The following is a 14,932-nucleotide window of genomic DNA, read 5'->3' on the forward strand; positions in this document are numbered from 1 at the left end:
TTACCGGTATCCCCGGCCGTCGACGGCCGTTCGAATGCTGTTCGCCCAGTGGTCCGCGTTCTCCGCTGAGGCTACTCACCAGTCAACTGCCGGTCGCGCTGAACTAGCGGTACGGTATACGGCCCGTGGCCCTGTCAATTTCCGACCAGGCTGCGGGCCGTCTGTCCTATGGGCGTCACCGCCCTGGGGTGATAGCCGAGAGCCCGCCGAATCCGGCGAGCCGAGAGTTGCAGGGGGTTGGTCTTGCGTCAGATCCGGTCAGCGCAATTCGCGCACAGCTGTGTATTCCTGAGAGTTTCCTGGGAATTCCCCTCGGACGGGAACTCGTGGAACGTCGGCTCCCCGCGCATCGTTGGTACAGCGTGAGCACGACACAGCCTCTCGTCCTGGCGGCCGAACTGGCCGCCGCCTGGAGCGACATCCAGGCCCACCATCAGGACCTCCCCGACCTGGCCTCGCCCGAGGCCCTGATCGGCGAGTCCTCCTCGGCCTGTGGCACCCGGCTCGACTTCGAGCGGCTGCTGCACGAGGCCGCCCACGGCCTCGCGGCCGCCCGCGAGATCCGTGACACCTCCAGGGCGGGCCGGTACCACAACCGGCGCTTCCTGATGCTCGCCTCCGAGCTCGGGCTGGCCCACCCGGTGGAGCCGCACGCGAGCAGCGGGTTCTCCCAGGTGACCATGCTCAACGACACCAGGGACCGCTACTCCGGCACCATCGAGCGGCTCGACCGCGCGCTGGGCGCCCACCAGCTGGCCGTGGCCGGCGAGGGTGTGCACCGGGCGTTCCGCGGTCCGGCGGCGCGGCACGGATCCTCCGGCGGCGGTGTCCGGGTGAAGGCGGTCTGCGGATGCGGCCGGAACGTGCGGGTCGTTCCGTCGGTGCTCGCGCAGGCCTCGATCGTCTGCGGCGCCTGCCAGCAGCCGTTCAAGATCGCTTAGTCGGGCAGCACGGGCCATGCCTGCGGTACCAGCAGTGCAGTACGCGACACCAGTGGTGGACACAGAGGCAGAACCGGAACAGTTGCAGTAGCAGTGGTGGACGGGTGTGCCCGGAGGGCGCCGGAGGCCGGGTCGGATCGACCGGTGGTGTGCTCCGCCGACTGTCGACGGCCGCTGCCGACTGCCGCCGAGTGGCTGTTCGGCTCTACCGGGGGCGGGGACCCTCGGTCGGGCCGACCTGCCCCGGTATGGCAGAATGGACAGCTGAGTACTCGGCAGCCGAGCAGGACCCCTCTCTCCTACGGCTGGCGTGTCCCTTGAACGGCCGGGCCCGCAACCCCACGCGGCGCCAATCGGTCGCTCACCCACGTCAACACCAGGAGATTCCACTCCCGTGGCAGTCAAGATCAAGCTCAAGCGTCTCGGCAAGATTCGCTCCCCGCACTACCGCATCGTCGTCGCCGACTCGCGCACCAAGCGTGACGGTCGTGCGATCGAGGAGATCGGCATCTACCAGCCGACCTACAACCCCTCGAAGATCGAGGTCGACACCGACCGCGCCCAGTACTGGCTGTCCGTCGGCGCCCAGCCGACCGAGCCGGTGCTCGCCATCCTCAAGCTGACCGGTGACTGGCAGAAGTTCAAGGGCCTGCCGGCTCCGGAGCCGCTGAAGGTCGCCGAGCCCAAGGTCGAGGACTTCTCGCACCTCTTCGCGAAGGCCGTCGCCGGCTTCGAGGACGCCACCACCGGTGTCGCCATCACCCCGAAGGCCAAGAAGTCGGACAAGGCTGACGAGGCCGAGGCCGCTTCCACCGAGGCCTGAGCGTGATCGAGGAAGCCCTCGACCACCTGGTGAAGGGCATTGTCGAGCACCCCGACGAGGTGCAGGTGCGTTCGCGCCAGCTGCGTCGGGGCCACACCATCGAGGTGCGGGTGCACCCCGATGACCTCGGCAAGGTGATCGGCCGTGGCGGCCGGACCGCGCGCGCTCTGCGCACCGTGGTCGGCGCGCTCGGCGGTCGCAACGTCCGGGTCGACCTGGTCGACGTGGACAGCATTCGCTGACACTAGACCGTCAGGTTTCTGGGCCGGCCGGGACGCTTAGTCGTCCCGGTCGGCCCTTCCTCGTTGTTCGGGGTGCTCGTTGTTCGGGGTGCCGGTGCTCTTCGGGGTGCCGGTGCCTTTCGGGGTGCCGGCCGCCCGGGGTTCCCGGTGCTCCGGTTCCTCCATCCACTTCTTTCGCCCACTTCTTCCGCCCACCCCTGTCCGGTCCGGCAGCGCAGGTCTGTCCGGCTCGGCAGCGCACGACACCAGGAGAGCGATCACCGTGCAGCTCGTCGTCGGCAAGATCGGCCGCGCCCACGGCATCAAGGGGGACGTCAGCGTCGAGGTCCGCACCGACGAGCCGGAACTCCGGCTCGGCCCCGGCGCGGTCCTGCTCACCGATCCGGCCTCGGCCGGCCCGCTGACCGTCGAGTCCGGCAAGGTGCACAGCGGCCGCCTGCTGCTGCGCTTCGCCGGGGTCAAGGACCGCAACGACGCCGAGGCGCTGCGCGGTACCGTGCTGATCGCCGAGGTGGACCCCGAGGAGACTCCGGAGGACCCGGAGGAGTACTACGACCACCAGCTCATCGGGCTGGACGTGGTGCTCACCGACGGGACCATGGTGGGTGAGCTCACCGAGGTGATCCACCTGCCGTTCCACGACCTGCTCATGGTCACCAAGGCGGACGGCACCGAGGTGCTGGTGCCCTTCGTCAGCCGGATCGTGCCGACCATCGACCTGGAGAACCAGCGGGCCGTGATCGACCCGCCGCCCGGTCTGATCGACCCGATCGAGGCTGAGGCCGAGACGGGGGCCGAGACGGGGGCCGAGACGGGGGCCGAGACGGGGGCCGAGACGGGTGCCGGGGCGGAGACGGGGACCGGGGCGGAGGCCGCGGCCGGGGGCCGGGCCGAGCCCGGTGTCGAGGAGCGGGACGGCGGGGGCGCCGCGTGAGCCGGATGCGGATCGACGTCGTCACGATCTTCCCCGAGTACCTGGAGCCGCTGAACGTCTCGCTGGTCGGCAAGGCCCGGGCGCGCGGCCAGCTGGACGTGCACCTGCACGATCTGCGCTCCTGGACCACGGACGTGCACCGCACCGTGGACGACACCCCGTACGGGGGCGGGCCGGGCATGGTGATGAAGCCGGAGCCGTGGGGCGCCGCGCTGGACGCCGTGCTCGCCGAGGGTGCGGAAGCCCTGGCGGCGGACGGCGATGCGGCGGTCGGGGATGCGGCGGTCGGGGATGCGGCGGACGGTGATGTGGCGGTGCAGGTGCCGACCCTGGTGGTACCGACGCCCAGCGGGCGGCCGTTCACCCAGGAGCTGGCCCAGGAGCTGGCCGGCCGGAGCTGGCTCGCCTTCGCGCCCGCGCGCTACGAGGGCATCGACCGCCGGGTGATCGAGGAGGCCGCGACCCGGATGCCGGTCGTCGAGGCCTCGATCGGTGACTACGTGCTGGCCGGCGGCGAGGTCGCGGTGCTGGTGATGGTCGAGGCGATCGCCCGGCTGCTGCCCGGGGTGCTCGGCAACGCCGAGTCGCACCGGGACGACTCCTTCGCCCCGGGCGCGATGGCGGACCTGCTGGAAGGCCCCGTGTACACCAAGCCCGCCGAGTGGCGCGGGCGCGAGGTGCCGGAGGTGCTGCTCAGCGGGCACCACGGGAAGATCGCTCGTTGGCGCCGTGAGCAGGCGTTCGCCCGGACCCTCGCGCACCGCCCCGACCTGGTGGCCCGCTGGCAGCAGGGAGCCTTCGACAAGAAGGAGCGGGAGGCGCTCAGCGTGCTCGGGCTGCGCTGGGACGAGGAGCAGGGCCGATTTAGGACCACGGCCGATGCTGTGGAAGAATAGGCGACTGTTGTCTGTCGCTGGGCGCCCCTGAGGGGCGCCACGTGGACCGGTGCCCCCGCCGCGGGGGGATCACCGCCAGCCGATGCGGCCCGCAGCAAACCCCATTGTGACGATTTTCCGTGGGCGGCCCGTGGCGCCTGCGATGGAGAGCAAAATGAGCAACAAGCTCGCTGCTGTCGACGCTGCTTCGCTGCGTACCGACATCCCGGCCTTCCGCGCCGGTGACACCCTGAAGGTTCACGTCCGGGTCATCGAGGGCAGCCGCTCCCGTGTCCAGGTCTTCCAGGGCGTTGTCATCCGTCGCCACGGCGCCGGTATCGGTGAGACCTTCACCGTCCGCAAGGTCAGCTTCAACGTCGGCGTGGAGCGCACCTTCCCGGTGCACACCCCGGTCGTCGAGAAGATCGAGGTCGTCACCCGCGGTGCGGTTCGCCGCGCCAAGCTGTACTACCTCCGTGACCTGCGCGGCAAGGCCGCGAAGATCAAGGAGAAGCGCGACAACTGACCGGACGGCTCCGGCTTCCGGAGCCGCTTCCGCTCAGGTCACGCCGGGCCCTCTTCATGGCTGAGGCCGTGAGGATAAGCTCAGCGCGATGAGCACGCACGAACCACCCACGGACCGCGTCAGCAGTCCCGTACCGGCCGGTACGGACACGCCGACGCGGTCCGTGGGCGTTTCCGCAGGCGGGAGCGGGGTGACCGGCGGATCGGCGACGGTTGTCGGGTCGGCCGTACTCGATGCGGCCAAGCCTGTCGTGGTCGAGGGCGAGCCCGCTGAGGGTGACCCGGCTGCGGATGTGGCCGGCGGCCGAGTGCGCCGGCTGTCCCGCGAACTGCTGCTGCTGGTGGGGATCTGCGTGCTGGTCCTCCTGGTGGTCAATGCCTTTGTGGCGCGGCCGTTCGTGGTGCCGTCGGGGTCGATGGAGAACACCTTGCGGCCGGGGGATCGGCTGGTGGTGAATCGTCTCGCCTACGCCTTCGGCGGCACGGTGCAGCGAGGGGATGTCGTCGTCTTCGACGGCACGGGCTCCTTCCTGCCGTACGCCGCCGAGCCGGGGGCCGTGCGAGGTGCTCTGGCCGAGCTGGGCCTGCTGCCGACCGGCAACTCGGTGTACGTGAAGCGGGTGATCGGAGTCGGGGGTGACCGGGTGACCTGCTGCGGGACTGACGGCCGGCTGAGGGTGAACGGCGTGCCGTTGGAGGAGACGGACTACTTGGCCGCCGGCGACGCGCCCTCCAGCGTCGCCTTCGACGTGGTGGTGCCGGCGGGGAAGCTGTGGGTGATGGGCGACCATCGAAGCGCGTCCAGCGACTCCAGGGACCACCTCGGGGAGCCCGGTGGCGGTACCGTCCCGGAGGAGAAGGTGATCGGCCGCGCCGACTGGGTGGTCTTCCCGGTCGGTCGGTGGAGCTCGCTCGACCGGCCGGCCGGCTTCTCGTCGATAGGGGGGAGCACCGGACATGGGCACCAGGGGTAGGGGACGGGTCGTCGAAGAACCGGTGGCACGCGCCACCGTGGACCGGGTCGAGGCCCGGTCGTCCCGTGTGCCCTCCCGGGGGCGGGCCGACCGCAGGCGCACCGCCCAGCGCGCGGCGCGGCGCAGGCGCCGCTCGCTGCTCCGGGAGTTGCCGCTGATCGCCGTGGTCGCGCTGTTCATCGCGATCGTGCTCAAGACCTTCCTGGTGCAGGTGTTCGTCATCCCTTCCGGCTCGATGGAACAGACCATCCAGGTGGGGGACCGGGTCTTGGTGGACCGCCTCACGCCGTGGTTCGGCAACGAGCCGGGCCGGGGCGACGTGGTGGTGTTCAAGGACCCCGGCGGCTGGCTCGAACCCGACCACACGCGCTCGGCCGACGGCCCGGTGATGCGGCGGGTGAAGTCCGCCCTCTCCACGGTCGGCCTGATCCCCTCCAACGACGAGGGTGACCTGATCAAGCGGGTCGTCGGGGTCCCGGGTGACACCGTCGAGTGCTGCGACGAGCGAGGGCGGCTCATCATCAACGGGGTGGCGGTGGACGAGTCGTACATCGCGCCCGGCAACGCGCCCTCCCGGCAGTCGTTCAAGGTGACCGTGCCCGCCGGGCGCCTGTGGGTGATGGGCGATCACCGAGACCTGTCGGCCGACTCGCGCTTCCACATGGCCAATCCAGGCAACGGCACCATCCCGATGAAGAACGTGGTCGGACGGGCCTTCCTGATTGCGTGGCCGGTTTCCCGTGTGAGTCAACTCGATACACCGTCGTCACTCTCCTCGTTGGCGGCTCCGGCGCCGACCGCTGTCCTCGACGAACGGCCGGTGGCCGGCGCCGGAGTGAGCCTGCAATCGATCTCCGATCGGCCGGATCCTGCGGAACCTCCGCTCGTTATGGGTGTGTTGGGCGTTCTTCCGACTCTCGTGCGCCGGCGGCACTAGATCCCGGGGGCAGGCGGGGCGACCGCCGGCCACCACGGCCCGCCGTGTGGGAGCACCCGGTGTGTCGATCCGGAGTGATAGAGAAGTGCAGGGGTACCGGGGGCCCACTGTTCGGTGCCGTATCGTTCGATGCCGCATCGTCCGGTGTGCTACCCGGTCGTCCCCAAGGCTGCGCTGGTGTCAGGAGTGCCCGGCTCGGGCAGTTCTGAGGCGGGTTGACGGTCGATCACGCAACGTGGTGCCCGCTGTGCGGCACTGGTGAGCGCGGACGCGCGGGCGTCCGCACAGCAGGGAGGAGATGTCGTGGGGGATCTGGTGATCGGTGCCCGCTCGGGTGCCCCGGAGCCCGAGGGCGCCGGGGGCCGTGGAGTCAGGTCGGCCGAGGCCGAGCTGTCCGCAGAACACGCCTTGGCCGATTCGGCCGCTCGGCAGGGCGGACCGGTCGACGGACAGGGCGACTCGGGCGACTTCGCGGGACCGACGGACGGATCGGGTCGGGCCGGCTCGGCCGACGGCGACGAGTCCGACGAGGCGTCGCCGAGGCCTCAGAAGCAGCGGTCCTTCTGGAAGGAACTGCCGATCCTGATCGGCATCGCGCTCATCCTGGCGCTGGTGATCAAGACCTTCTTCGTGCAGGCCTTCTCCATCCCGTCGGGCTCCATGGAGAACACCCTCCAGGTCGGGGACCGCGTCCTGGTCGACAAGTTGACTCCCTGGTTCGGTGCCGAGCCCGAGCGCGGCGAGGTGGTGGTCTTCCAGGACCCGGGCGGCTGGCTGAACGACGAGCCGGCGCAGCGCAGCGACAACGGGTTCGTGCGCGGGATCCAGGACGTGTTCAGCTTCATCGGGCTGATGCCGTCCAGCAACGAGAAGGACCTGATCAAGCGCGTCATCGCGGTCGGTGGCGACACCGTCGAGTGCGAGGGCAGCGGGCCGGTCAAGGTGAACGGCATTGCGCTGGACGAGCCCTACATCTACCCGGGCAACACCCCCTGCGGTGAGAAGCCCTTCGGGCCGGTCAAGGTGCCGGAGGGCCGGATCTGGGTGATGGGTGACCACCGCGGCAACTCGCTCGACTCGCGCTACCACCAGGACCAGCCGGGTGGTGGCACGGTGCCGGTGGAGAACGTGGTCGGCCGGGCCTTCGTCGTCGCGTGGCCGATCAGCGACTGGGCGACGCTCCCGGTGCCCGACACCTTCGACCAGAAGGGCCTGTCGGCGTCCGGGCCGCTGGCGCCCCCGCTGGCCGGGGCGGCGGCCGCGCTGCCCGCCGTCTGGTTGCTGCGCCGCCGCCGCTGACCGGCCGGTGGCCGCCGGCCGGAAGAGATTGATCTGTGGCCGACTCTTGCGCGGGCCGCGGTACTCGTGAGTAATCTGCTCGCACGTGCCGCGGCCCGCGAGTCTTTCCGAGCCTGCCGTGGTGCTCCGCTTTCCGGCGTCCGCCGGTCGGGGCGGTCCGGGCCCCGGGCACGGTCCGGGCCCTCGGCCCGGACCGGACCTCGGCCTCCGGCCGGGCTCACCGCGCCGGCCGGGCTCATCAGGTGGGCCGAACAGAATGGGTTGGTGGCGATGAGCAGTGTGGCGGAGCGGACAGCATCCGCGCCGACGGGCTCCCGGCCGCGTCGGAGCGTGGCGGTCATCGTGCAGGGCACGGTGATCGCGCTCGGCTTCGTGATGCTGGTGGCCGGCTTCGGCCTGGTCGCCGTGGACTACCGGCCCTACCGGATCCCGAGCGCGTCGATGTCCCCGACGATCAAGGTCGGTGACACGGTGCTGGCCCGGAAGGTCGATGGCGCCGCAGTCGGCCGGGGCGACATCGTGATCTTCAAGGACTCGGTCTGGGGCGACGCGGAGATGGTGAAGCGGGTGGTCGCGGTCGCCGGGGACACGGTGGCCTGCTGTGACAGCCGGCAGCGCCTCCTGGTCAACGGAGTCGCGATCGACGAGCCCTACGTGGACCGGGGGATCGGCTCCGGCGAGGCGTTCAGCATCACGGTGCCGGACGGCCGGCTCTTCCTCCTCGGTGACTTCCGGACCAACTCCATCGACTCCCGCAGCCACCTCGAGATCGCCTCGGGCACCGTCCCGGCCTCCGACGTGGAGGCGAGGGTGGCGGCCACCGTGCTGCCGACCTCGCGGGTCGCCCTGTACCAGCGCACCCCGGCCTTCGACGGCCTGAGCGGTCCGCGCGCCCATGACCCGGGCCCGCTGCTGCCAGCCGCCTACGCCATGGCCGCCGGCGTCGCCCTGGTCCTGCTGGCGGCGGCGGCCGGGTGGGCGGTGTCGCTCGCCCAGTGGACGAAGAAGCGACGCAAGCGCTGACCGCGGTGGCCCCCAGGCCCCGGCCGGCCAGGCCCGGATCCGGCACCAGGGGGCATACCCGGGTGCAGGTCGAGCGGGCCGACCACGGCGCCGTAGGACGGAGGAGGACCGGATGGCGGCGATGAAGCGCAAGGCGGTCCGCATCCTGCTCCTGGACGGCCAGGGCCGGGTCCTGCTGCTGCACGGGCTCGACCCCGCCGTCCCCGACGTGACCTGGTGGATCACACCCGGCGGTGGCGTGGAACCCGGTGAGGACCTCAGGCAGGCCGCGCTCCGGGAGCTGGCCGAGGAACTGGCGCCGGTGGAGGTGGAGCTGGGACCGCTGGTGGCGTACGGCACGACTGCTTTCTCCTATCAAGGGCAGGAATTCGAGCAGGAACAGTGGTTCCACCTGGCCCGCACGGGCAGGACCGACCTCGGTCTCGCCGGAAGCGGGGCCGAGGAGCACGCGCGGCTGCTCGGTTTGCGATGGTGGACACTCGCGGAGTTGCGGACGACCGAGGAGGCCGTCTACCCGGTGGGACTTGCAGGACTTCTGGAGCGCATCTCCACCGGCGGTCCACCGGTCCCGCCGGTAAGGCTCTGACGACAGGTGCGGTGGTCCACAATGGGGTGGACGTGACGAGTTGAGGGGACGCTTGGATGAGTGCCGAAGACCTCGAGAAGTACGAGACCGAGATGGAGCTCAAGCTCTACCGGGAGTACCGGGATGTCGTCGGCCTGTTCAAGTACGTGATCGAGACAGAGCGGCGCTTCTACCTCACCAACGACTACGAACTGCAGGTTCACTCGGTCCAGGGTGAGGTGTTCTTCGAGGTGTCGATGGCGGATGCCTGGGTCTGGGACATGTACCGGCCGGCCCGGTTCGTCCGCAAGGTACGGGTGCTGACCTTCAAGGACGTCAATATCGAGGAGCTCGCGAAGAGCGACCTGGAGCTGCCCTCGGACGACGCGTCCTTCGGCAACTGAGCCGGGCGGCGGCCGTCCCGAGGGCACCGAGACTGGCCGCACAGCTCACGCGATGTCCAGAGCTGAGCCGAATACTCACTCCTGTGAGTGACAGCGGTTATCCACAGCCCTGAGTTGTCCACAGGGAATGGGCACCCTCTGGCCCGGCTGGCTCCTGCCCGGCAACCTCCTGCCTCGGAGGTGATCGCCGTGCAGAGTGGCAAGAACACGGGTGCCAAGCCCCCGGGTGCGCAGTCCACGGGTGGCAAGACCACTGGCCCCGCGCGGGGCAGCAGGACCGGCCGTGATCCCGGTGGAAGGGCGGCGAACGGCACCGCCGGTGCAGGCGGCGCGGGCAGCGGTACGGGCAACAACGGCCTCGGCCGCTACGGCGAGGAGGTCGCCGCGCGGTGGCTCGCCCAGGACGGCCTACGGATCCTGGAACGCAACTGGCGCTGCGCCGAGGGCGAGCTGGACATCGTCGCGCTGGACGGGGACACGCTCGCGGTGTGCGAGGTCAAGACCCGCTCCGAGCGGGGCTTCCAGCAGCCCACCCAGGCCATCGACCAGACCAAGGCGGACCGGCTGCACCGCCTTGCCGCCCGCTGGCTCGACGAGCGCTGGCCGGTCCACTTCGATCGGCTCGTCCAGGTGGCGGAAGCGGCCCGGACCGGCGTTGGCCTGCCGGGGGTCGCCGGTGACGGCTCGACGCCGGCCGAGGCACCGCCAGCCCGTACCGACCGGCCGACGGGCACCCGGAAGCCCCGGAAGGGCGGCAGTCCGCCCGCACCCGGGGATCCGCCCACCGCGGCGCCGCCCGCGCCGCCGCCACCGGGCGGGGTACGGATCGACCTGGTCGCCGTGGTCAACCGGCTCAAGGGCGCGGCCCAGGTGGAACACCTGCGCGGGGCGATCTGAGATGGCCTTCGCCCGTACCTGCTCCGTCGCGCTGGTCGGCGTGGACGGCGTGGTGGTGGAGGTGCAGGCCGACCTGGAACCGGGAGTCGCGGCATTCGCCCTGGTGGGGCTGCCGGACAAGGCACTCAGCGAGGCCAGGGACCGCGTGCGAGCCGCCGTCGTCAACAGTGGCGAGAGCTGGCCGCAGCGCAAACTCACCGTCGGCCTCAGCCCGGCTTCGGTGCCGAAGGGCGGTAGCGGCTTCGACCTGGCCGTGGCCTGTGCCGTGCTCGCGGCCGCGGAGCGCCTCCCACCGGAGACGATCGCCGAGCTGCTCATCATCGGCGAGCTCGGCCTCGACGGGAGGGTCAGGCCGGTGCGCGGTGTCCTGCCGGCCGTCCTGGCGGCGGCGGACGCCGGCTTCCGCCAGATCGTGGTCGCCGAGCAGGCCGCGGCGGAGGCGGCGCTGGTGCCCGGTGTCTCCGTGCTGGGCGTGCGCTCCCTCCGCCAGCTGATCGCCCTGCTCTCCGGCACGCCGCCGCCGGAGGAGGCACCCGACCCGATCGCGGGCCAGCCGGATCCGATGCTCGCCGGTCTGCTGCTCCCCGGGATCGGGGTCCGGGACTTCGGCGGTGTGCGGCAGCCGCCGCCCGACCTCGCCGATGTGGCCGGCCAGTACGAAGCCCGTCGGGCCTTGGAGATCGCCGCCGCCGGAGCCCACCACCTGTACCTCAAGGGGCCGCCCGGCGCCGGGAAGACCATGCTGGCCGAGCGGCTGCCCGGCCTGCTCCCGCCGTTGACCCAGTCCGAGGCGCTGGAGGTCACCGCGGTGCACTCGGTGGCCGGTCTGCTCCCGCCGGGCCGCCCGCTGATCGACACGCCGCCCTACTGCGCCCCGCACCACTCGGCGACCATGCCCGCCATCGTCGGCGGCGGCAGCGGACTGCCGAGGCCTGGCGCCGTCTCGCTGGCCCACCGGGGCGTGCTGTTCCTCGATGAGGCGCCCGAGTTCTCCGTCCGTGCCCTGGACGCCTTGCGGCAGCCGCTGGAGGCGGGGGAGGTGATGATCGCCAGATCGGCGGGGTCGATGCGGCTGCCGGCGCGCTTCCTGCTGTGCCTCGCCGCCAACCCCTGCCCGTGCGGGCGCCACTCGATGCGGGGCGGTGGCTGCGAATGCACTCCCGCGATGGTGAACCGGTACCAGGCCCGGCTGTCGGGCCCCCTACTCGACCGGGTCGACCTCCAGGTCCAGGTCGCGTCCGTGACCAGGGCGGAGCTGCTCGGCGAGGACCGGTCGGCGGAGAGCACCCCCACGGTCGCCGCTCGGGTGCGGGAGGCACGGTGCCGGGCTGCTGCCAGGCTCACCAGCACCCCGTGGCGCACCAACGCGGAAGTGCCCGGGCACGAACTACGGACCCGCTGGCGAGTGGCCCCCGGCGCACTCGCCGACGCCGAGCGGGACTTGGAACGCGGCCTGCTCACGGCCCGCGGTCTGGACCGGGTGCTCCGAGTGGCCTGGACGGTCGCCGACCTCGCCGGGCGCGACCAACCGGGCCGGCTCGACGTCCGCACCGCACTGATGCTGCGCACCGGAGTCCAACGGGGGCTCCCACACGCGGACCGGCCGATCCACGACCACCCGGATCCCGACACCGACCTCGGCGGTGAGAGCTGAGCCACCGGCCGGTCGGAGACCCACCCGGCACCGAGCCATCCGCACCCGGCACAAGCCATCCGCCCGCACCTGCCAGGGAGGCAGCGGTGAACAACGCCCCGACGAGTACGGACCACCCCGCCGCACCGGCCGCCGGCAAGCCGCCGGACCCGACCAGGGCACCGGACCCCGGGCCGACCAGGGCACCGGACCCCTGGCCGGCCAAGGCAACGGACCCCGGGCCGGCCAGGCCCGACCAGGAACGGCGGGCCCGAGCGGCCCTCAGCAGACTCATCGAGCCCGGTGACCCGGTGGTCGGACGATGGCTCGCGGGGATGAGCGCGGCGGCCCTGATAGGAGCCATCAGCGGCCGGGTGCCGGCCGCCACCGAGGAACCCCACGGCGTCCGCCTGGCCGCGTACCGGGCCAGACTCCCCGCCGTCGATCCCGACGGTGACCTTGCCAGGGTGGAAGCGCTCGGCGGGCGATTCATCATTCCGGGCGATCCCGAGTGGCCGTCCCAGCTCAACGACCTCGGGGACAGTCGGCCGGTCGGCCTGTGGGTCCGGGGCACCGGCTCGCTCCGGCTGCTGGCGCTCCGGTCGGTGGCCGTGGTGGGCGCACGCGCGTGCAGCTCCTACGGCGCGCACGTGGCCTGCGAGCTGTCCGCCCAGTTGGCCGAGCGGGGCTGGGTGGTGGTCTCCGGCGCCGCCTACGGCATCGACGCGGCGGCGCACCGCGGTGCGCTCGCGGCCGGTGGGGTCACGGTCGGAGTGCTGGCCTGCGGGGTCGATGTCGCCTACCCGTCGGGCAACACGCAGCTGATCCGGAACATCGCCGAGCAGGGCATCCTGCTCAGCGAGTTGCCCCCGGGCGAGCACCCCAACCGCTTCCGCTTCGTGTTGCGCAACCGCGTGATCGCCGCGCTGACCCGGGGCACCGTGGTGGTCGAGGCGGCACTGCGCAGCGGAGCCCTGAGCACCGCGCGGCGCGCCCGGGACCTCAACCGGCACACGATGGGAGTGGCCGGTCCCGTCACCTCCGAGCTCTCGGCAGGGGTGCACGCCCTGATCCGCAGCGGGGCGGCCTCGTTGGTCACCGATGCGGCGGAGATCGGCGAACTGATCGGCGCCATCGGTGAGGACCTCGCGCCGATCAGATCCGGGCCCCTGCTGCCACGGGATCTGCTCGAGCCCGCCGCGGCCCAGGTGCTCGAAGCCGTGCCCGCGAGCGCCGACGGCGCGCCGGTCGAACGGCTCGCCAGCAGGACCGGGCTGCCGGCGGACGAAGTCCTCCAACGGCTGTACGAGCTGGGCTCGCTCGGACATGTCGAACGGCACGGGGCGCACTGGAGGTTGGTCCGCAGACGCTGACCGCGGCGCAGCCGCGCCACCCCGGCTGCCGCCGCACCGGGAGCGCGGTCGACCGCCCCGATCAGCCACCGGATCGGGGGACGACCGAGTGGCGGTAGCACAATGCAGTGATGCGATCACGCTACGCTCGCATCTGGCTTCCCTATCGGCACAGGACTCGGCAGAACGGCGCAGACCAACGCATGCCCACACATACCCCCGGACACCGGGTGCCCGGTGACGCTCGGCCCTCGGACGGGACGGCGGCCGAGGCCCGCCCCACGGCGGAGCCGCAGCCGAAGGCGCCGGCGATGGTGGGGCTGGCTCGGCAGGTCGGACGCCCACCCGGGCCGAAGAACACCGCGGCATCCCGCGCCGCGGGGCCGGAGACGCGCGCACAGGTCACCGGGCAAGCCCCGCCCGCCTCCAGACCCGCCGCCGCGCCGCTTCCCGCGCCGAAAGCCGGAGGCAAGCCCGCCTCCGCTGCGCCCGTCGCCGCTCAGCCGAGTACGTCGCCGCCCGGCGGACGGACCGACGAGGCAGCCGAGCCTGCTGAGCCGGCAGCGACCACCGAGTCGGCGAATGCCGTCGAGCTCACCGCGACCGACACCGTTGGACCGGCCGAGTCGGCCGCTGCCGCTGCCGCCGAGGCTGCCGCCGCGGTCACCGCTGCAACTGGCGCCCGACCCGCCGCGCAGGCGAAGGCCAAGGCCCAACCGGTCACCGCCGAGCGCACCGCGCTGGAGAAGCTCTGGCGCTCGTACAAGGAGAGTGGCGATCCCCGGCTGCGCGAGCAGTTGATCCTGCACTACTCGCCGCTGGTCAAGTACGTCGCCGGCCGGGTCAGCGTCGGCCTTCCGGCCAATGTCGAGCAGGCCGACTTCGTCTCCTCGGGCGTGTTCGGGCTGATCGACGCGATCGAGAAGTTCGACATCGACCGGGCCATCAAGTTCGAGACCTATGCCATCAGCCGGATCCGCGGCGCGATCATCGACGAGCTCAGGGCCCTGGACTGGATCCCGCGGTCCGTCCGGCAGAAGGCCAAAGCCGTGGAGCGCACCTACGCCACGCTGGAAGCCCGGCTGCGGCGCACGCCGCACGAGCCGGAGGTGGCCGCGGAGATGGGGATCACGCTGGAGGACCTGCGGGCGATCTTCAGCCAGCTCTCGCTCGCCAATGTCGTCGCCCTGGACGAGCTGCTCCACCCGGTGGGGGAGGGCGGCGACCGCCTCAGCCTGATGGACACCCTGGAGGACACCGGGGCCGACAACCCGGTCGAGGTGGCGGAGGACCGCGAGCTGCGACTGCTGCTGGCGACAGCCGTCAACACGCTGCCGGAGCGGGAGAAGACCGTCGTGACGCTCTACTACTACGAGGGGTTGACCCTGGCCGAGATCGGTCAGGTGCTCGGGGTGACGGAGAGTCGGGTGAGCCAGATCCACACCAAATCCGTGCTCCAGCTCCGCGCCAAGCTCTCCGACATGCGCTGACGCTCCGCAGGACCACCC

15 protein-coding genes and 1 pseudogene are annotated in these 14,932 nt (G+C 71.7%); all 16 read left to right on the forward strand.

Annotated features, from left to right (window positions below):
- Positions 1 to 362 precede the first annotated feature (362 nt).
- The gene (locus AB0K43_RS19975; RefSeq protein WP_363641488.1) at positions 363 to 941 is read left to right on the forward strand and encodes a hypothetical protein; all 579 of its coding nucleotides are present in this window, start codon (positions 363 to 365) and stop codon (positions 939 to 941) included.
- Positions 942 to 1,335: 394 nt separating this feature from the next.
- The gene (gene rpsP, locus AB0K43_RS19980) at positions 1,336 to 1,764 is read left to right on the forward strand and encodes a 30S ribosomal protein S16 (protein ID WP_363641490.1); all 429 of its coding nucleotides are present in this window, start codon (positions 1,336 to 1,338) and stop codon (positions 1,762 to 1,764) included.
- Positions 1,765 to 1,766: 2 nt separating this feature from the next.
- Positions 1,767 to 2,006: an RNA-binding protein gene (locus AB0K43_RS19985; protein WP_033824615.1), complete on the forward strand. Its 240-nt coding sequence runs from the start codon at positions 1,767 to 1,769 to the stop codon at positions 2,004 to 2,006.
- Positions 2,007 to 2,268: 262 nt separating this feature from the next.
- Positions 2,269 to 2,940 (forward strand): ribosome maturation factor RimM, encoded by a 672-nt coding sequence (gene rimM, locus AB0K43_RS19990; RefSeq protein WP_363641493.1) that lies wholly within the window; start codon positions 2,269 to 2,271, stop codon positions 2,938 to 2,940.
- 5 nt (positions 2,941 to 2,945) lie between these two features.
- Positions 2,946 to 3,836 carry a tRNA (guanosine(37)-N1)-methyltransferase TrmD gene (gene trmD, locus AB0K43_RS19995; RefSeq protein ID WP_363641495.1) on the forward strand — a complete coding sequence of 297 codons (891 nt, stop codon included), beginning with the start codon at positions 2,946 to 2,948 and terminating at the stop codon, positions 3,834 to 3,836.
- A 154-nt stretch (positions 3,837 to 3,990) separates the two neighbouring features.
- Positions 3,991 to 4,341, forward strand: coding sequence for a 50S ribosomal protein L19 (gene rplS, locus AB0K43_RS20000; protein WP_363641497.1), 351 nt, complete (start codon positions 3,991 to 3,993; stop codon positions 4,339 to 4,341).
- Between the two features lie 292 nt (positions 4,342 to 4,633).
- Positions 4,634 to 5,314: a signal peptidase I gene (lepB, locus tag AB0K43_RS20005; RefSeq protein ID WP_363641499.1), complete on the forward strand. Its 681-nt coding sequence runs from the start codon at positions 4,634 to 4,636 to the stop codon at positions 5,312 to 5,314.
- A 22-nt stretch (positions 5,315 to 5,336) separates the two neighbouring features.
- A complete protein-coding gene (gene lepB / locus AB0K43_RS20010) occupies positions 5,337 to 6,251 on the forward strand; it encodes a signal peptidase I (RefSeq protein WP_363641501.1) in 915 nt (304 codons plus the stop codon).
- 303 nt (positions 6,252 to 6,554) lie between these two features.
- Complete coding sequence (lepB, locus tag AB0K43_RS20015) at positions 6,555 to 7,550, forward strand: signal peptidase I (RefSeq protein ID WP_363641503.1); 996 nt, start codon at positions 6,555 to 6,557, stop codon at positions 7,548 to 7,550.
- Between the two features lie 330 nt (positions 7,551 to 7,880).
- Positions 7,881 to 8,573 (forward strand): signal peptidase I, encoded by a 693-nt coding sequence (gene lepB, locus AB0K43_RS20020; protein WP_363641505.1) that lies wholly within the window; start codon positions 7,881 to 7,883, stop codon positions 8,571 to 8,573.
- 112 nt (positions 8,574 to 8,685) lie between these two features.
- Complete coding sequence (locus tag AB0K43_RS20025) at positions 8,686 to 9,159, forward strand: NUDIX domain-containing protein (protein ID WP_363641507.1); 474 nt, start codon at positions 8,686 to 8,688, stop codon at positions 9,157 to 9,159.
- A gap of 56 nt (positions 9,160 to 9,215) precedes the next feature.
- Positions 9,216 to 9,542, forward strand: coding sequence for a DUF2469 domain-containing protein (locus tag AB0K43_RS20030; protein ID WP_057232326.1), 327 nt, complete (start codon positions 9,216 to 9,218; stop codon positions 9,540 to 9,542).
- 189 nt (positions 9,543 to 9,731) lie between these two features.
- Positions 9,732 to 10,439 carry a YraN family protein gene (locus AB0K43_RS20035; protein WP_363641510.1) on the forward strand — a complete coding sequence of 236 codons (708 nt, stop codon included), beginning with the start codon at positions 9,732 to 9,734 and terminating at the stop codon, positions 10,437 to 10,439.
- Position 10,440: 1 nt separating this feature from the next.
- Positions 10,441 to 12,093: a YifB family Mg chelatase-like AAA ATPase gene (locus AB0K43_RS20040; RefSeq protein WP_363641512.1), complete on the forward strand. Its 1,653-nt coding sequence runs from the start codon at positions 10,441 to 10,443 to the stop codon at positions 12,091 to 12,093.
- Between the two features lie 86 nt (positions 12,094 to 12,179).
- Positions 12,180 to 13,445, forward strand: a complete 1,266-nt coding sequence (gene dprA / locus AB0K43_RS20045) for a DNA-processing protein DprA (RefSeq protein ID WP_363641514.1) — start codon at positions 12,180 to 12,182, stop codon at positions 13,443 to 13,445.
- 665 nt (positions 13,446 to 14,110) lie between these two features.
- A pseudogene (whiG, locus tag AB0K43_RS20050) lies at positions 14,111 to 14,914 on the forward strand (RNA polymerase sigma factor WhiG); the annotation flags it as partial.
- Positions 14,915 to 14,932 lie beyond the last annotated feature (18 nt).

The sequence above is a fragment of the Kitasatospora sp. NPDC049258 genome, from assembly GCF_040678895.1.
Taxonomy (GTDB): domain Bacteria; phylum Actinomycetota; class Actinomycetes; order Streptomycetales; family Streptomycetaceae; genus Kitasatospora.